An 18,192-nucleotide genomic window follows, 5' to 3' on the forward strand; every position below is an offset into this window, starting at 1 on the left:
GACCGGAAGGGCGAAGACAGAGGCGTAGTCGCCCTTATACCTGAAAGGAAAGGTAACTTTCCTATCGGCAAATAAAAAACTCTCGTCCCTATGCTTTATAAGCATAGGGACGAGAGTTACCCGCGGTTCCACCCTATTTGCTGCTAGAATTGCAGCCTCCTTAAATTGTGTTTCATCAACACGCGATTGCTCAGGAACGCCTTCGTTAGTGCCCTATACCCTAGCTCACACCATCCTAGGTTCGCTTTTATAGAGATGACCAAGTACTACTTTCCGTCACAGCAATTATTATTTTAAACAGAATTTTAACTAAAACTCCAAACATTGTCAACAAGGCAATTATAAGAGGTTGCGAAAATGATCCATGGAATTAAGAAATTTCTTAGTTTTAAGATGAAGACCTGAATACTCTTCATAGTAGGCAGTAATTACTTTTTTTAATTCTTCCTTCGTTTCGTCTTTAACGGAAATAGTTCCTAACCTTGAAAGATCAAAATAATAAAATAGCCGTAATAAATTAACCGAGGCTGGTGATATTTTAAAATGGTACGGATCCTTATCCAGGCATCGGTGACAAATAAACCCGCCTTCACGAATCGAAAAAGAAAAATGTCCGTCTGTACTGCCGCAAACGGAACATTGATTTAGGATTGGATATAAGCCCATTACATTTAACATTTTCATTTCATAAATATTCATAAGAATATTTGGATCATAGCCCTCATTCATATAATTCAATGTTTGATAAAGCAACTCAAAATGAAACGGGTTTGGTTTTTTTTCTTCTGTACATTTATCGGTTAATTCAACAATATAACTGGCATAAGCAGTTAAAAAGATGTCTTCACCAATTGAGCGCATGGAGGTATTGATTTCTCCTTGCTGCAGGCTTCCTAAGCCGGAACCTCTTTGTACGAGAAAATATCCATGTGTAAAAAGCTGTGTAATGGAGGAAAGACGACTGTTTGGCTTTTTAGCTCCCCGTGCCATAATGCCAACCTTTCCCCATTCCCTTGTATATAAGGTTACAATTTTATTAGTTTCACCATAATCTGTTGTTCTAATGACGATGCCTTCGCACTTCTGAAGCATTAAAAGTCACCTTCTTAAATCACACGCAAGACTTGCTTATGAAACGGGAAAATCGATTTGTGCTAGATCTTCATTCTGATTTCCGGGTATTTCTTGGTTTTCCTTCTCAAGCTCTTTGAAGAGAAGATATGTGTCAATATTACCTGTTTGAAGGAATACTTTCCACGTAAAATCCATCATTGAAAACCCCACCTTTCATTATTTAGACTAGCCTAAAGTTGCATCCCAAGCCTTACAATTATCATAGCCTGCCTTCGCCAAAATCATAAGACGAAATATTTGTTAATGTTGTCCATGCATAATCTTGTCAATAGGGTAATACTTTAATTAGGGTTACTATGTTAGTATTCATCTTCATTGAAGCCATAATCACGAAGCTGGGACATCTTATTGCGCCAATCCTTCTGGACTTTAACCCAAAGCTCTAAAAATACTTTTGATCCAAGGAGATTTTCAATATCTACACGAGCTCGTTTTCCAATTTCTTTTAGCATACTTCCTTGTTTCCCAATAATAATCCCCTTTTGTGAATCTCGCTCTACTATCACAGTTGCCATAACATGAATAATATCTTTACCCTCACGTCGTTCCATTTTGTCCAGCACAACAGCCAATGAATGTGGAATTTCTTCTCTTGTTAAATGCAGGGCTTTTTCTCTAATCAGCTCAGTAATGATAAACCTTTCTGGATGATCGGTCACCTGGTCAGCAGGATAATATTGCGGCCCCTCTGGTAAGAAGGATTTAATTTGATCTAATAAACGTTCGACATTATTCCCTTCAAGTGCAGAAATTGGCACAATTTCTTTAAAGGAATATTTTTCTTTATATGATTCAATAATCGGCAACAGATCATCTGGATGGATTTGATCAATTTTATTAATCACTAAAAAGATAGGGGTATTTACTGTTTGAAATTTTTCAAGAATAAATTCTTCCCCACGTCCAAATCCTTCCTCGGCATTTACCATAAATAAAATTAAATCAACTTCTTTTAGCGTATTTTGAGCTACCTTCATCATAAAGTCGCCCAGTTTATGTTTTGGTTTATGGATACCTGGTGTATCAATAAAAATCATTTGAGCGTCAGAAAGTGATAACACACCTTGAATTTTGTTTCGAGTTGTTTGCGGTTTATCACTCATAATGGCAATTTTCTGACCAATTACTCGATTAAGGAATGTAGATTTCCCCACATTTGGCCGGCCAATAATGGAAATAAACCCTGATTTATATCCGTTTTTAACCCCATTATTTAACATGTAAATCCTCCGGCGAAAAAGCACCAGGCAATAAATCTTTTACAGTAATTTCTTGAATATCTCCTTGCAGGTTTGTTAAAACCACCTTCATATCGCTCGGACATAATTCTGAAATTACTTGTCGGCATGCGCCACAAGGAGAACACGGACGTTCTGTATCGGCAATAACGGCTAACATTTGAAAATCCCGATCACCTTCTGAGTAGGCCTTAAAAAGAGCTGTACGTTCTGCACAGTTGCACATACTGTAGGCGGCATTTTCAATATTACAGCCATGATATATTTTTCCATCTGTTGTTAACAATGCTGCTCCTACTCCAAACTTGGAATAAGGAACATAGGCTTTTTCTCTTGCCTTTTTTGCTTCTTCAATTAATTGTTCGATGTTCACAAAACTTCTTCCCTTCCAGCAAGAACCTGCTGTTTCTTTATTTTACCTCAAAAACCAGAGAAAATCATTACTTGTAATATAAAAATTTAAAAAAGTTAGAATTTTCCCATAAATCAACTTGTCCTCAAATTGAAAGCTGATTAAATCATTTTACCGAATTAACAAATCCTTTTCAAATCAGTGTGAACAATTTCATACAAATACTAAAACAGATTTAAAACATACGGTAAAAAGATGACAATTCCAATTACAACTGAAAGAGCAGCATAAATTAAGACAGCTCCAGCCGCCAAATCCTTCGCTTGTTTTGCAAGCGGATGATACTCTGCCGTAACAAGATCCACCACTCGTTCGATTGCAGTATTCAATAATTCTAAGGCAAACATCCCCCCAATAGCAAAAAGGATGAATACCCACTCTATTTTTGTAATCGAAAAGTAAAAGGAAACAAGTAACACAAAAATCGAGCTTATAAAATGGATCCTCATGTTCCTTTCCGTCCTAAGTGCCAATAGGATCCCTGAGAAGGCAAACGAAAATGAGCTTATTAATGGGAAAGACTTATCTTGTGAGTCCATACTCATTTAATATTTCCTTTTGCAGTGTGAACATTTCCTTTTCCTCAGCCTCAGTCATGTGATCATAACCTAACAAATGCAGAAACCCGTGAACTGCTAGAAAACCCAGCTCACGTATAAAGGAATGACCATATTCCATAGCTTGTTCTTTTGTTTTCGGAACAGAAATAATAATATCACCCAGAACACGAGGCATTTGAACTCCAGTTAATTCCATTTCCCCTTCACCAAGCTCTTCCATTGCAAAAGAGATAACATCTGTTGGCATATCCTTATCTCGATATTCTCGGTTAATCTCCTGAATTCTTTCATTCGAAACAAACGTTATGGAAACTTCACTGCGCTCTTCAATCTCTTGTTTTTTTGCAGCAAAATTGATTAACCTTTCGATTTCAAGTATTTGCTGCTCTGATAATTCATTTGTTTCATCAATACAATCAATAAGTAACGTCATGCTTGCTTCACCTTCTTTGTCTTAGTCATTTCAGGGTACTCAATTCTCGAGTGAAAGATTCCCTTTAATGTCTCACATAGCGTGTGAGAAACGGTTTCAATTTCCTTGATTGTAATATCACATTCATTTAATTGACCATCCTGCAGTCGGTCAGCCACAATTTTCTTAACGAGAGATTCAATTAATTCTGGTGTTGGCTGAGATAAAGAGCGTACTGCTGCCTCGACACTATCAGCAATCCCAACCACAGCAGACTCCTTTGTCTGTGCCTTCGGGCCGGGATATCGAAACTCCTCGTCCCTTATATCAGGATCATCTTGAAGTGCTTTATGGTAAAAAAATTTTAGCAATGTTGTCCCATGATGCTGCTCGGCAATATCAATAATTTCTTTAGGCATATGATATTTCTTTAAAATAGCAGACCCGTCTGTGACATGTGCAATAATAATATTCGCACTTTTGTCGGGCGGCAGGCGATCATGGGGATTATCATGATGCATTTGGTTTTCAATAAAAAAGTTTGGTCTTTTAGTTTTCCCGATATCATGATAATAGCTACCAACTCGAGCCAAAAGCCCATTAGCTCCAATAGCCTCACAGGCAGATTCAGCTAAATTGGCTACCATAACGCTATGATGATAGGTTCCTGGAGCTTCCATTAAAATTTTTCTGAGAAGCGGATGGTTAGGATTCGAAAGCTCTATAAGCCTCATCGTCGAAAGAATTCCAAAACTAGCCTCAAAGAAAGGAAGTAATCCAATGGTTAAAACAGCAGAACTAATTCCAGAAACAAGGGCGGTAATAAGGTAATAACCATATTCTATCCCTGAAAACTGCCCATTTGGCAAAAACATTAACGCACATATTGTCAATACATTGACAATCGCAGCAAATGTTCCAGCTTGTAAAATCTTTGTACGATGATTTTGTGTGTTCAAAAATAGGATAGCTGCTAAGGCACTGAATAGGATATAAATTCCTTCAGAAAAATTGAGTGTCCCAGTAACCCCTTCGTTAAATAAAATGCTCCCACAAACCGCCATAATGATCGACATAAGAATTGCCAGTTTTTCATCAACTAAAATCTTAATTAACATTCCTCCCATTGCAGCAGGAAAAATATAACCGATACCAGCAAAACTAAATATTTGCAGCACACTAATAATTTTCATAATGGAAATGGTGAGAATGAAAATGATCCCAAACAATAACAAGAACGTTTGCCGTTTCTCAGGATGGGACTTCATTTGATAAAAATAATAATAAATCGCTGAAAGAATGATGGTGATCAGCACAACCAATCCAATAAATGGTTTAAAAGATTTATCATTATTTAATAGACCGACCAGTTTTAATTGCCGATAAATATCTTGATTAATTAACTTACCTTCCTCGACAATAATTTGCCCTTGAAGGATTTTTACAGGTTCTACGCTTTCTGCCGCCTGCTGCCTGAGTTCTTCTGTTGCATTAGGATCATAAAATTCATTTTGAATGACAGCGTATCTGCCTAGGTCAATTGCAGCCAATTTTAAATTATCATTTAAAGTTGTATATTTTAATTCTTCTTCGACCCTTTTTTTAGCATTTTCTACTTCATCAGATGAAATTCTTTTTGTCATAACATTGTTAATCGCTGTAACTGTTAAATCCTTTGCAATCGACAATTCATCATTACTGGATTGGACTAAAGAAGAAAAAACTTGATTTGAGAGATCCTTTGAAACATTTGCCGTCAATTTAGCTTTTAATCTTGTCACTTTATCAGTGACACTCGGTTCCTCTTTCGCCGTCTTACCATCAGCAGATACTTCCTCCTGCTTCTTCATTTCTTCTTTTATTTCATTATTTACCTCTACCGCTGCTTGAAAAATAGAGGTAATTAAATCAACCCGATTTTGCGTATACTCATTTTTCAATACATAGACGGGCTGCACCTGGTTGATGGCTTCTTTACGCTTATTTTCAGTACTTTTCTTATCCTCTACTGTTCCAGGGGATCGAATCGTTTTTTCAGCAACCGAAAACAAACTTAAATCCAATTTTTCAGGTTTTACATTACTATACATGGATCCAAAGAGGACAATCCCAAGTACAAGAAAAAATAATATCTGAAAAAAAGTAATATCGAGTAACTTTCGTATCCGTATGAAATGATGCTGTAGTTTATCCAACTAAATCCCCCCGGCCACGGCCCATGTATCATTGTTATTGCGAAAGAATATACATAATATGCTATATGTAAAATGATAACAGTTTTTTTAAGAAGTTTCACCTTATAATGTGAAACTTCAATCAGGAGAAAGAGTTTTTTTCATCCCTAACAGATTGATAGTTGAACCAATCAGGCTTTTATGGGAAGTTTATCAAACTTATCCTTATTAGTTCTTTCTATGTTTTAACTCAGTGGTCTTACTGCCCGTTAATCTGGGATAAAAATCAGAAGAACCATTGTCAATGAAAAAGGGATAAACCCTCCGAGGTTTATCCCAAACTTTAGTGCTGAATGGCTTTTTTCTCATAGGCTTCGATAATTCTGCCGACAAGTGGGTGACGGACAACATCACTTTGTTCTAAAAAGATAAACGAAATGCCGCTTATATTTTGCAAAATTCCTTCTGCCGCAATAAGACCGGATTTTGCACCTCTTGGCAAATCAATTTGAGTTTGATCACCTGTAATCACCATTTTCGAGCCAAAGCCGAGTCTTGTCAAAAACATTTTCATTTGCTTATCGGTAGTGTTCTGCGCCTCATCTAAAATAACAAAAGCATCTTCCAATGTGCGGCCTCTCATATAGGCTAGAGGAGCAATTTCAATTGTCCCGCGTTCAATTAACCTTTGAGTATGCTCTGCCCCTAGAACATCATGTAATGCATCGTACAAGGGTCTTAAATATGGATCTACCTTTTCTTTTAAATCTCCTGGGAGGAATCCAAGACTCTCGCCTGCCTCGACAGCAGGCCTGGTTAAAATAATTTTATTTACCTGTCCGTTTCTAAGGGCATTCACGGCCATAACTACAGCGAGATAGGTTTTACCTGTTCCTGCAGGCCCAATTCCAAATACGAGGTCATTTTTTTTAATGGCCGTCACATATTGCCTTTGTCCGAGAGTTTTAATCCGAATTGTTTTTCCTTTTACGTTTTTGCCGATTTCTTCGTCGTACAAATTCACAAAATAATCAAGCGTTCCTTTTTGCGCCATTTTGATGGCATATAGGACATCTCTTTGGCCAATGTTTATTCCTTTACGAATCACAAATATTAATCGGTCTAGTATTTGTCCAGCCATACTGACCTTATCTTCATCACCTGACAAGCTGAGAGATTCACCTCTTGTGATAATGGAAACACCAAGCTCTTGCTCAATCATTTTTAAATTTTGATCAGAATTTCCCAGCAGGTTAACGGCCTCTGCCGGATTTTCAAGCTGTACATTAATCGTTGTTAATTTCTCTGTCATTCAGGAGTCTCCTTGGAAATCGGTTGTCCGACTGCAATGTTTTCAATAATCTTAAAATGAATATCTAATATAACCTTACCATTTTTATACTGTTTGTGTAAAATTTTTTCGTCTATGATCATAGCATCTTCATCTAACTCACTTTTTATATCATTTTTCGCCAGCTCCAGCGCATTTTTTTCTGCCTCTTTTTCCGAATAGGTACGCTGGAAATCCTCACGTTCACGAATTGTTTTATTAATATAGGAAATTGGTAGCTCCCATTTCAGAAAATGAATTTTATGAATATTTTTTTCGGTTTCATATTTCTTGAATGTTGGTTTTCCAAACCCCCAAATAGGTATTTCTACATTCCACAGTGATAGTGAATGTTTTTCCTCTTCTTTGCCAGTAAATACTTTAAAGTTGGTTACTAAAGGGAGCTTAACACGGCTTTTATACCAGGTTTCCCCCCATATCTCACCTTTAGCAGCTACCAATTCGGAAGGACCACCTTCTTGCCCGTATACTCCTGAAACGAGTAATTGGCCTTCTTCTACATGGTCATTAATATCAACGACCGGTTGTCCTGTTTCCACAAACCTTTTAACAATAATAGCCTTCTTTTTGGCAATAAGATTTTGTGGCGCTAATTTCTCCGGTTTTTTCGGCTCATTCTTTTCGACAACCTGCAAATGATAGGTTGTCCCCTTTAATTCCACACCAACCCATGTCAAGGCACTAATATTATCAGTTAATCGTCTCTGAATACCTTCCACATTGTCGACAAAAAATTGTACCTTGCCAATTTTAACACCCATCTTGTCCAATTCTTTGCGAATTTGATATTCGGTTGCCGGCTTTGCCCCTTTTATTTCAATACCCCAAATTACATTCGATAAGAAAAAGATGATGAATAAAAAGGCGGCAGCTCCCAACATAACGCCGCTATTTTTCAACAATCTTCGTAGCAAAAATGGCGCCCCGCTTCGTCTTAAAAAGGAAATCTTACACTTACTTTTTCGTGCATACGGTCTAATTTTCAAGGCATCCTGAACTCTCATTTTAAATGTTATTGTCTCTGTGCCATGCCTTTTTACGTTCCATATATGTAGGCCATTTCTTGTTAACACATTTAAAAAGCGTTCAATCCCCTTTCCTAATACTTTCACGGTAACTCTGCCATATAGAAATTCGATCCACTGGTTCTTCATTTTGTTCCTCCCGAATTATCAGTTAAATAAATGACCTGATCAATTTTTCCTTCGAGTAATATTTCTTCAGGTAAAATCGTTTTAATCACAAATGTCTTGCCTTTAATTAATAATTGACCTTGCTTTAACAGCAAACGGAGTTCTTTATCAGTAAATGCCAGCAAGCCGCGGTGATTTTCTATATATACATGGATTTGTCCAATCATGGTAATTCGGGGCAAATCCATCATGACATCTTGAGGAAGATCCATTTTATTAGCCATCCAGTTTCGAACTCGTTGGCCCCATTTTTTTGCCATAAAAAAAGAACCCCCTTTCATCTCATATTTATGAAATGAAAGGGGGTTCTAGCACATCTTTTTCGTTTGATTTCTTAAGACCAAATTTAGCGTCTTTTTGCAAAATAAGGTTTTTTAGAGCGTGGCTCGCCAAGAATTTCTGACCAAACAATCCCATTTATTAAATTTTTTGGATCTGGATCTTTTGAAATAATGGTTTCACTTTCTTCCTGTCTAGCTATCGTTGTCTGTTCTTTCAACTTTTCTCTTTGCAGCCGCGATGCTGCCATCACCATTCGACTGGCTTCAGACTCTTGTCTGACTTGTATATTTTCTTTTTCAAGATTTCTATTATTATTTTGCGCCATTACCGCTTTTTGCTCGGTTTTAATGGGGGTGCTTTCAGCTGGTTCATTATTGGTAAGCTCTTTAAATAGTGTTCGAATTTCCTCCATCCCATTTGCTGAAAATGGCTTTTTTGCGGACTGTCCTGAATTACGTTTTGCTTTTCCAAATATAGTTGAAATGATAGCGACAATAATCATGAATAAAATTGTTTCCAAAATTGCACCCTCCTTATTTATCAAAGTGGGCTTTACTGGTCTTCCTTCTTCTCACCTGTCATTTTCCCGATAGAACCTCTCATATCAGTATCAGCGGAAATGTTTTTAAAGTTCATATAGTCCATTACACCGAAATTACCTGATTTAAGCGCTTCAGCCATCGCAAGTGGTACTTCTGCTTCTGCTTCCACTACCTTGGCCCTCATTTCCACTACTTTCGCCTTCATCTCTTGTTCGGAAGCGACTGCCATCGCCCGACGTTCTTCTGCTTTTGCCTGAGCAATTTTCTTATCGGCTTCTGCTTGTTCTGTTTGCAATTCTGCACCAATGTTTTTACCGATATCCACATCAGCAATATCAATCGATAGGATTTCAAAGGCTGTACCTGCATCAAGTCCTTTTGACAATACTGTTTGTGAAATTAAATCCGGATTCTCGAGAACCTTACTATGGCTATCCGACGAACCAATTGTTGATACAACCCCCTCACCAACACGGGCAACAACGGTTTCTTCACCGGCACCACCGACAAGGCGTTCAATATTGGCACGAACAGTGATTCTTGCTTTTGCTTTTACTTCAATACCGTTCATCGCAACACCAGCGATAAATGGTGTTTCAATTACTTTTGGATTAACACTCATTTGCACCGCTTCTAAAACATCACGTCCTGCGAGATCAATAGCCGCACAGCGTTCAAATGATAGTTCAATATTGGCACGGTGGGCGGCAATTAAGGCATTAACAACTCTGTCCACATTCCCGCCGGCAAGGTAATGGCTTTCAAGCTGATTGGTAGTAACATTTAAACCTGCCTTATGTGCTTTAATTAACGGATTAACCACCCTGCTTGGTGTTACCCTCCTAAGCCTCATTCCAATTAATGTAAAAATACTAATACGGACTCCAGCAGCAAGTGCCGAAATCCAGAGCATGACCGGTACAAACGATAATAAAATCCCTAACAAGATTAAACCAACAACAACTACAGCTATGATAAAAATAGTTCCGCCAGATACTGCATCCATTAACAACAACCCCCTAATGACTTATTTAACTTCTCTAACAACGATGCGGGCACCTTCAACCTTAATTACTTTCACTTTGGCATTCTGCTCAATAAAGTCCCCTTCACTCACGACATCGATTCGTTCATTATGAATAATAATTGTTCCAGCCGGTCGTAAAATGGTTAATGCGGTTCCTACCTTGCCCATAAGATCTGTTCGGTTAATATTCGAAACATAGCCATCTTCTTTTCTGGCTGAATCAAATAAAACCATTTTATTAAATAGAACAAGCTTTCTACCGAAGATCTTAATCATCATAAAGAAAACAAGAATAGATATCATGATTGCAATAAAGATTGAAACCCCTATTTGCATTGCATCCTCGCCTGCTATAAAAAGGCTTAAAATTAAGGCAGTAACACCAAGCGTTCCCGCAACCGCCCCCGGCAGAAAGAACTCCAGGAAGATAAGCAGGATTCCTACGACAAATAATGTTAATGTCCCATATCCTGCAAGCCCGGCTTGAAAATGCCCATAAAAGAACACAATAAGCGCAAATACACCAATGAATCCTGCTATCCCAAATTTCGTTGAAAAAAGCTCCAATACAATCCCAACTCCCGCAATTGTCAAGAGAACGGTTACAACAATTGGATCAGTAATAAATTCAATCATTCAAGGTCCCCCTTTCTTTCTCTTTCAACTGACTCTATGTATTACGTGTAAAGAGAAAAAAGGTTTCAAATTATTAAAAAACAACTTAAAAGACCGCCGGCACTAGAGCCCTGCGGTCTTTATGTCAGAATACTATGAAAGGTGTTGTTGTACAAATTTATTTACGAGTGACCCATCTGCTTTACCCTTTACTTTAGGCATAATCGCAGCCATCACTTTTCCCATTTCCGCTTTTGATTTTGCACCAACTTCAGCAATCGTTTCTTTAACGATTTCTGACAGCTCTTCTTCTGAAAGCTGTTTCGGTAAATACAACCCAACAATGGAGAGCTCGGTATGCAATTTATCAACTAGATCTTGACGACCAGCCTTATCAAATTCATGGAGGGAGTCTTTGCGTTGCTTTACTTCGCGAGAAAGGATTGTTAACTCTTCATCCTCGGAAAGCTCTTTTGTTCCAAGCTTGATGGCTTCATTCTGCAATGAAGCTTTGACCATCCGAATGACCGAGAGTTTGTCTTTTTCCTTGTTTTTCATCGCTTGTTTCATATCATTATTTAAACGCTCGAGAAGACTCATGTATTACACCCTCTCTTAAAACTTACGTTTTCTTGCTGCTTCAGACTTTTTCTTACGTTTTACACTTGGTTTTTCATAAAATTCGCGCTTTCTTGCCTCTTGCAAAGTACCAGTTTTTGATACTGTACGTTTGAAGCGACGAAGAGCATCTTCAAGCGATTCGTTTTTACGAACGACGGTTTTAGACATTCTCTTTCCCTCCCTCCGAAACACAACACACTTACATTCAATCCATGTACCTTGCAATTATAATATAACCTTGATACAAGGTCAACTGAATTTCACAATGAGTATCATCCAATCTAAAGAAAACTCGCCGATTGGCGAGCCGTTAGGCGAAGACAGAGGCGTAGTTGTACTTATGCGCAGGAAGAAAGTATAAACTTGGTAAAGTTTATACTTTCTTCCCAGCTAAAAAATAGCCGCCTGTCTAAAAAAGTGGCATGTCCCTTCCCTCTATGCCATAGAATTAAGCGAGGGGGGCCTAGGCATGCTGTACATATTATTATTTGTACTTTGTATCTTATTATTTATTTTTGGAATGACCATTATTAGGTTTGGATTATTTAATTTATCTGCAAATAAATTAAAAACATGGTTGATTAAACTAACAAGCACGCCATTAAAAGGGATGATTACAGGGACGTTCATTACAGCCCTCCTACAAAGCAGCTCAGCTGTTATGGTCATTACAATTGGATTAATATCAGCTAGAATTATGACCTTTCCACAGTCTATTGGTATTATTCTCGGCACCAATATCGGAACAACCTTTAAAACTGAACTGATTACGTTTGATCTAGATGCTATCCTTGTTCCCCTTGCTATAAGTGGGGCATTTCTCATTTTATTTAATAATAAAAAAGCAAGAAGTATCGGAATGCTCCTGTTTGGAATTGCCTCAGTTTTTACAGCTATGAAGGGTTTCGAATTATTAGCACACCCATTAACAACAATGGGTTTTATCAATAAATTTATTTTATCTATTAATGACAATCTTATCTTAAGCCTTTTAGCAGGCACTGTTATCACAGCGATTATCCAATCCAGTACTGCAATGACAGGAATTGCGATGGGATTTTTAACAGCCGGGCTTTTGCAACTCGATGCCGGCATTGCTATTGTGCTTGGAGCTAATATCGGTACATGCATTACTGCAATTATCGCAGCAATCGGTGGAGGAAAAGAATCTAAACTAGCCGCATTTGCTCATGTCTGGCTCAATGTATTTGGTGTTTTGCTGTTTATCCCGCTAATTCCGATGCTTACGGAAAACGCACCATTACTTGCCAGTAGAAAGGACGTTCAATTAGCACATATAAGTGTAATATTTAACGTGGCAACCTCATTACTTGTCTTACCATTTGCAACAAAGTTTGGTGAAATGATTTTATATTTACATGATCGACGGCCTAAACGGCCAGTATCGTGAGAAAAGACGGCATAATTTAGCCGTCTTTTCTATGGCATTAGCCTTTCAGAGTGACCGTTTTACGCTTTTTCCTTCTTTCACGGGCACTGTAACCACCCATTTATTTAATAATCTGAGATTACATTAAGCCCATTTATGATCGCAACACTTGAACTTGCCCCAATCCTTGTTGCACCGGCCTCAATCATTTTTTGGGCATCCGCTGTACTTCGGACTCCCCCAGAGGCTTTGACTCCAATCTCCGGCCCTACTGTTTGTCTCATGAGGACAATATCTTCAACAGTAGCTCCGCCTGTTGAAAAACCTGTAGATGTTTTAACATAATCTGCACCAGCTTTTACTGAAAGCTCACAGGCACGGATTTTCTCTTCCTTCGTTAACAGACTTGTTTCAATAATTACTTTCGTAAGTGCCCTGCCCTTCGCCACTTCAACAACGGCAAGTATATCATTTTCAACAAAGTCATCATTTTTATCCTTCAATGCACCAATATTGATGACCATATCCACTTCATCGGCACCATTTTCTATTGCATTCTTTGTTTCAAACGACTTTGTTTCTGATGTTGTGGCTCCTAAAGGAAAACCTATAACAGTACACACCTTTACAGCACTGCCTGCTAAAATTTCCTTTGAAGTACTTACCCAAGTTGGATTCACGCAAACAGAAAAGAACCCATTTTCCTTTGCTTCCTTACACAAGGATTCAATCTGTTCCCTTGTTGCTTCAGGCTTTAGTAGGGTGTGGTCAATCATCGCAGCAACATTTGTAGTTGTCATGTACATATGCTCCTTTCAATTTTTTATATGGAAAGAAACTTGTTGCTGACAATAGTTTGCCCCAAAAAAAAAGAACCCCGCGAGGTCCTTTTTCCTTATATAGCAGCTTCTTCTTTAGTAAAAACTTCTTCCTTAACTAACTCCGTATTGTCAACAACTCTTACAAATTGGCCTTCATTGTACGGGTAGCCTGCTTTTGTAATTTTCACTTTAACAATTTTGCCAACCAAATCTTCTGTTGCTGGGAATACAACTTTCAAGTAATTATCTGTGTAGCCAACATATTTTCCAGAATTGGCATCTTCTTTGTATTCCTCTTCAGGAATCACTTCTAATACTTCCCCTTCAAACAGTGATGCGTATTCTTTTGCAAGCTGATCAGATAGGGAAATTAAGCGATGAACACGTTCATTTTTCACTTCTTCATCTACTTGATCTTCCATCCTTGCTGCAGGTGTACCAGTACGCTTAGAATATGGGAAGACATGAAGCTCAGAGAATTTATGGTCTTTAATAAAATTATACGTTTCCATAAACTCTTCTTCTGTTTCCCCCGGGAATCCAACAATTACATCAGAAGTAACAGCAAGACCTGGAAGTACTTCTTTTAGGCGATCAAGTCTTTCTCCAAAGAATTCCATCGTATATTTGCGGCGCATTCTTTTAAGAACCGAATTAGAACCGGATTGGATTGGAATATGCAGATGACGGACAACGATATTGGAGCGGTTAATAACCTCAATCACTTCATCAGTTATTTGGCTGGCTTCAATGGAGGAAATGCGCAAGCGCTCCAAACCTTTTACATTTGCTTCTAAATCTCGAAGGAGCATCGCTAAATTATAATCCTTCATGTCTTCTCCATAACCGCCAGTATGAATACCAGTTAACACGATTTCCTTGTATCCCGCATCTACTAGCTGCTGTGCTTGATGGATAACTTCTTTTGGATCACGAGATCTCATAAGTCCGCGGGCCCATGGAATAATACAGAAGGTACAGAAATTATTGCACCCCTCTTGGATTTTTAAAGAGGCACGTGTTCTATCCGTAAAGGAAGGGACATCAAGTTCTTCATAAACGCGGTTCTTCATGATATTCCCCACACCATTTATCGGCTGGCGTTCCGCTTTATATTGTTCAATGTAGTCGAGCATTTTTACACGATCCTGCGTTCCAACTACAATATCAACACCAGGAATGGCCATTATTTCTGCAGGCGATGTTTGCGCATAACATCCAGTGACACAAATAACGGCATCAGGATTTTTCCTGACAGCCCGTCGGATCACCTGACGGCTTTTTTTATCCCCAGTATTCGTAACCGTACATGTATTGATAATATATACATCGGAATTCGATTCAAAATCAACCCGTTCGTAGCCTTCCTGTTTAAACAACTGCCAGATGGCTTCTGTTTCATAATGGTTCACCTTACATCCAAGTGTATGAAACGCTACTGTTGCCATTTGTAAACTCACCTCAATAGTTCAAAATGATAAGAAATGGCCGCAAGTGCATACAATGGGGCCGTTTCCGTTCTTAATATTCGCGGGCCTAACCCGCATAAGCCAAACCCATGTTCCTTTAAAAGCTGAACCTCTTCATTCGCTAATCCGCCTTCTGGCCCAAAAACCAAAAGTAATGATTCACCTTTGATTATTTTTTTGAGAGTCGATGAAAAAACAGATGTCTCACCATTTCTGCTTTCTTCCTCAAAGGCTGCTAATTTATAATTAAAATCCTTGCTTTTGGCAAGCATTTCTTTAAAGCTCATCGGACTTACAATTTCAGGCATAAATGCACGATGGGATTGTTCTGCAGCTTCTTTCGCAATTTTTTGCCATCTTTCTATTTTCTTTGCTGCTTTTTTTTCATCCCATTTAACGACAGAGCGGTTTGCTGCAAATGGTAGAAACTGATGTGCACCTAGTTCCGTACCCTTTTGGATAATCCATTCTAGCTTGTCCCCTTTTGGCAGCCCGCTTGCTATCGTAATTGAAATCGGAAGTTCTGTAACCTCATCTTTCCATTGTACAACGTCTACAACGACACTTTCATCGGTAATTTCTGCAAGCCTGCATACTGCTTGTTTTCCTTCCGGATCTACACAAATGATTTGATCGCCGATTTGCATGCGCATAACCTTCACAATATGATGGCGGTCTTCTTCAACAATGAAAAAACGATCATCATTCGCTTGTTTGTTCACAAAGTAGCGTTGCACACCTTTGCACCCTCTCTAAAACAATTTACTCCTTATTTTACATAAGATAAAGTAAGATTAAAAGAAAGAAATAATAAAAAGGGGTCCTCTTTAAACCCCTTTTTCATCATTATATCCTTTTAGCAATAATGGCAACCCAATCTTCCATCAGCATCGTTTCTGAAATTTCAAATCCTGCTGCAACAATGGCATCTTTCACCTGGTCCTTTTTCTGCTGAATAATTCCAGATGCAATAAACACCCCACCCGGTTTAACTACACTGGCAACATCATCAGTGAATCGTAAAATAACTTCCGCTAAAATATTCGCTACAACCACATCGGCTGAATCTTCTTCTACCCCATCCAGGAGGTTATTTTGGGAAATGGATACTATTTTACTTACCTTATTTAACTTGATATTCAATTTTGCTGATGTTACAGCCACTTCATCAAGATCATAGGCACTAACATCCTCTGCACCAAGCATAGCTGCAGCAATGCTGAGTACCCCAGAGCCAGTTCCAACATCAATCACTCGGTCACCAGGACGAACAGTTCTTTCAAGGGCTTGGATACACATGACAGTTGTTGGATGTGTCCCCGTACCAAACGCCATACCAGGGTCTAATTCAATAATTAATTCATCACTGTTGACAGGTTCATACATCTCCCAAGTAGGGACAATCGTGAACTTTTCAGAAATTTTAACAGGGTTATAATATTTTTTCCAAGCGGTTGCCCACTCTTCTTCGTTTACTTCGCTAATCGTTACTTTATTTAAACCCAAATCAATATCATAAATAATGAGGTTATTGATTGATTCCTTAATAGCTTCAACGGTTTCTCCTAAGAAACTGTTAACAGGCAGATAGGCTTTAACAATAACGCCTTCCTCCGGATAATCATCTGGATTGAGTTGGTAGATTTCGCCGAATTGATCTTCCCTTTTCTTTGTCAATTCAAAGGGATCTTCAATGACTACACCGCTCGCCCCAGCTTCATGCAATATATGTGAAATAGGTTCGATCGCCTCATTTGTTGTGTGGATACTAATTTCTGACCACTTCATTCTACCAACTCCAATCCTTACTCGCTTTTAAAAGCACGTTTTACTTTTGAGAAAAAACTTTCTTCATGGTCACCAATAGGAGATGAGCCGCTAATCTCTGCAAATTCTTTGAGAAGCTGCTTTTGTTTATCTGAAAGTTTTGTTGGTGTGATAATCCGGACGATAATGTACTGATCGCCTACCCCATACCCACGTACATTTGGAATTCCTTTTCCTTTCAAACGGAACTTTTTACCCGTTTGTGTACCTGCCGGGATTTTAAGCTTTACTTTTCCGTTTAAAGAAGGTACCTCAATTTCATCACCCAATGATGCTTGAACAAACGTAATTGGCATTTCACAATAAATATCATCGCCATCTCTTTCAAAGAACTCATGCTGGCGTACTTGGAAAACAACATAAAGGTCTCCAGCAGGTCCGCCATTAATTCCTGCTTCCCCTTGACCAGCCATACGAAGCTGTTGGCCATCATCAATGCCTGCAGGAATTTTAACATGAATTTTCTTACGCTTTTGCACTTTTCCTTTACCGCCGCAGGTAGAACATTTATGTTTAATTTCTTTCCCCGTGCCATTACAGTGATGGCATGAACGACGATTAACAATTCTTCCAAATGGGGTATTTTGTTCCACATTTAACTGCCCTGTTCCGTGACAGTGTTGACACGTCTCAGGTTTCGTTCCAGGCTTTGCACCGGAGCCGCTGCATGTACTACATGTTTCTTCACGTGGAATTTCAATATCTGTTTCTTTTCCAAATGCTGCTTCTTCAAAAGAAACAGTCATTGTATACTGTAGGTCGGCACCTTGTCTTGGCGCATTTGGATCACGTCTTCTAGAACCGCCACCCCCAAAGAATGTATTAAAGATATCTTCGAAGCCGCCAAAATCAGCACCACCGCCAAACCCCCCAAAGCCTTGGTTTGGATCAGTATGGCCGAATTGGTCATAATGAGCCTTCTTCTGATCATCGCTTAACACTTCATAAGCTTCAGCAATTTCCTTAAATTTATCTGCCGCATCCGGCTCTTTATTAATATCTGGATGATATTGTTTAGAGAGCTTACGATATGCTTTTTTTATTTCATCCTTTGAAGCGCCCTTACTTACACCAAGCACTTCATAGTAATCTCGTTTACTCATGATTACCACTCCCGAATCTGT

The 18,192-nt window shown here is 38.5% G+C and carries 21 protein-coding genes; 1 reads left to right on the top strand and 20 read right to left on the bottom strand.

Translation table 11 applies throughout. From position 1 onward, the window contains the following. Window positions 1-339 precede the first annotated feature (339 nt). From recO to rpsU, 15 genes are all read right to left on the bottom strand, one after another. On the bottom strand, window positions 340-1,092 hold the full coding sequence (gene recO, locus QNH20_RS18830; protein WP_283919506.1) for a DNA repair protein RecO: 753 nt from the start codon (window positions 1,090-1,092) through the stop codon (window positions 340-342). 36 nt (window positions 1,093-1,128) lie between these two features. Further along, window positions 1,129-1,272, bottom strand: coding sequence for a YqzL family protein (locus tag QNH20_RS18835; protein ID WP_098529956.1), 144 nt, complete (start codon window positions 1,270-1,272; stop codon window positions 1,129-1,131). 161 nt (window positions 1,273-1,433) lie between these two features. Next, window positions 1,434-2,354, bottom strand: a complete 921-nt coding sequence (gene era / locus QNH20_RS18840; RefSeq protein WP_283919507.1) for a GTPase Era — start codon at window positions 2,352-2,354, stop codon at window positions 1,434-1,436. Then, window positions 2,344-2,745, bottom strand: a complete 402-nt coding sequence (locus QNH20_RS18845) for a cytidine deaminase (protein WP_283919508.1) — start codon at window positions 2,743-2,745, stop codon at window positions 2,344-2,346. Before QNH20_RS18845 ends, era begins: the two co-directional genes overlap by 11 nt. Window positions 2,746-2,948: 203 nt before the next feature. Beyond that, entirely contained in the window at window positions 2,949-3,329 is a 381-nt protein-coding gene (locus QNH20_RS18850; protein ID WP_283919509.1) for a diacylglycerol kinase family protein, read from the bottom strand. Next, entirely contained in the window at window positions 3,307-3,777 is a 471-nt protein-coding gene (gene ybeY / locus QNH20_RS18855; protein WP_283919510.1) for an rRNA maturation RNase YbeY, read from the bottom strand. Before ybeY ends, QNH20_RS18850 begins: the two co-directional genes overlap by 23 nt. Next, window positions 3,774-5,951 (bottom strand): HD family phosphohydrolase, encoded by a 2,178-nt coding sequence (locus tag QNH20_RS18860; RefSeq protein WP_283919511.1) that lies wholly within the window; start codon window positions 5,949-5,951, stop codon window positions 3,774-3,776. The genes ybeY and QNH20_RS18860 overlap by 4 nt, the downstream gene beginning before the upstream one ends. Window positions 5,952-6,273: 322 nt before the next feature. Then, window positions 6,274-7,242 carry a PhoH family protein gene (locus QNH20_RS18865; RefSeq protein ID WP_283919512.1) on the bottom strand — a complete coding sequence of 323 codons (969 nt, stop codon included), beginning with the start codon at window positions 7,240-7,242 and terminating at the stop codon, window positions 6,274-6,276. Further along, complete coding sequence (gene yqfD, locus QNH20_RS18870) at window positions 7,239-8,435, bottom strand: sporulation protein YqfD (RefSeq protein WP_283919513.1); 1,197 nt, start codon at window positions 8,433-8,435, stop codon at window positions 7,239-7,241. Before yqfD ends, QNH20_RS18865 begins: the two co-directional genes overlap by 4 nt. Next, on the bottom strand, window positions 8,432-8,734 hold the full coding sequence (gene yqfC / locus QNH20_RS18875) for a sporulation protein YqfC (protein ID WP_283919514.1): 303 nt from the start codon (window positions 8,732-8,734) through the stop codon (window positions 8,432-8,434). Before yqfC ends, yqfD begins: the two co-directional genes overlap by 4 nt. 86 nt (window positions 8,735-8,820) lie before the next feature. Next, a complete protein-coding gene (locus QNH20_RS18880; protein ID WP_283919515.1) occupies window positions 8,821-9,276 on the bottom strand; it encodes a YqfB family membrane protein in 456 nt (151 codons plus the stop codon). A 32-nt stretch (window positions 9,277-9,308) separates the two neighbouring features. Further along, window positions 9,309-10,304 (bottom strand): flotillin-like protein FloA, encoded by a 996-nt coding sequence (floA, locus tag QNH20_RS18885; RefSeq protein WP_283919516.1) that lies wholly within the window; start codon window positions 10,302-10,304, stop codon window positions 9,309-9,311. Window positions 10,305-10,325: 21 nt separating this feature from the next. Then, window positions 10,326-10,961: an NfeD family protein gene (locus QNH20_RS18890; protein ID WP_283919517.1), complete on the bottom strand. Its 636-nt coding sequence runs from the start codon at window positions 10,959-10,961 to the stop codon at window positions 10,326-10,328. Window positions 10,962-11,093: 132 nt separating this feature from the next. Beyond that, on the bottom strand, window positions 11,094-11,540 hold the full coding sequence (locus tag QNH20_RS18895; protein WP_283919518.1) for a GatB/YqeY domain-containing protein: 447 nt from the start codon (window positions 11,538-11,540) through the stop codon (window positions 11,094-11,096). A 15-nt stretch (window positions 11,541-11,555) separates the two neighbouring features. Next, window positions 11,556-11,729: a 30S ribosomal protein S21 gene (rpsU, locus tag QNH20_RS18900; RefSeq protein WP_007087607.1), complete on the bottom strand. Its 174-nt coding sequence runs from the start codon at window positions 11,727-11,729 to the stop codon at window positions 11,556-11,558. Between the two features lie 301 nt (window positions 11,730-12,030). Here rpsU and QNH20_RS18905 point away from each other — a divergent pair, with 301 nt between their 5' ends. Then, window positions 12,031-12,972, top strand: a complete 942-nt coding sequence (locus tag QNH20_RS18905; protein WP_283919519.1) for a Na/Pi symporter — start codon at window positions 12,031-12,033, stop codon at window positions 12,970-12,972. 104 nt (window positions 12,973-13,076) lie between these two features. Here the strand turns inward: QNH20_RS18905 and deoC are convergent, their stop codons facing one another. From deoC to dnaJ, 5 genes are all read right to left on the bottom strand, one after another. Beyond that, a complete protein-coding gene (deoC, locus tag QNH20_RS18910) occupies window positions 13,077-13,751 on the bottom strand; it encodes a deoxyribose-phosphate aldolase (RefSeq protein WP_283919520.1) in 675 nt (224 codons plus the stop codon). Window positions 13,752-13,846: 95 nt separating this feature from the next. Further along, window positions 13,847-15,220, bottom strand: coding sequence for a tRNA (N(6)-L-threonylcarbamoyladenosine(37)-C(2))-methylthiotransferase MtaB (gene mtaB, locus QNH20_RS18915; protein WP_283919521.1), 1,374 nt, complete (start codon window positions 15,218-15,220; stop codon window positions 13,847-13,849). 8 nt (window positions 15,221-15,228) lie between these two features. Further along, window positions 15,229-15,978, bottom strand: a complete 750-nt coding sequence (locus QNH20_RS18920) for a 16S rRNA (uracil(1498)-N(3))-methyltransferase (protein ID WP_283919522.1) — start codon at window positions 15,976-15,978, stop codon at window positions 15,229-15,231. A gap of 109 nt (window positions 15,979-16,087) precedes the next feature. Next, window positions 16,088-17,029, bottom strand: coding sequence for a 50S ribosomal protein L11 methyltransferase (gene prmA / locus QNH20_RS18925; protein ID WP_283919523.1), 942 nt, complete (start codon window positions 17,027-17,029; stop codon window positions 16,088-16,090). A 17-nt stretch (window positions 17,030-17,046) separates the two neighbouring features. Beyond that, window positions 17,047-18,171 (bottom strand): molecular chaperone DnaJ, encoded by a 1,125-nt coding sequence (gene dnaJ / locus QNH20_RS18930; protein ID WP_283919524.1) that lies wholly within the window; start codon window positions 18,169-18,171, stop codon window positions 17,047-17,049. Between the last annotated feature and the right edge of the window lie 21 nt (window positions 18,172-18,192).

Origin of the sequence: Neobacillus sp. WH10 (genome assembly GCF_030123405.1) — a bacterium.
Taxonomy (GTDB): domain Bacteria; phylum Bacillota; class Bacilli; order Bacillales; family Cytobacillaceae; genus Neobacillus.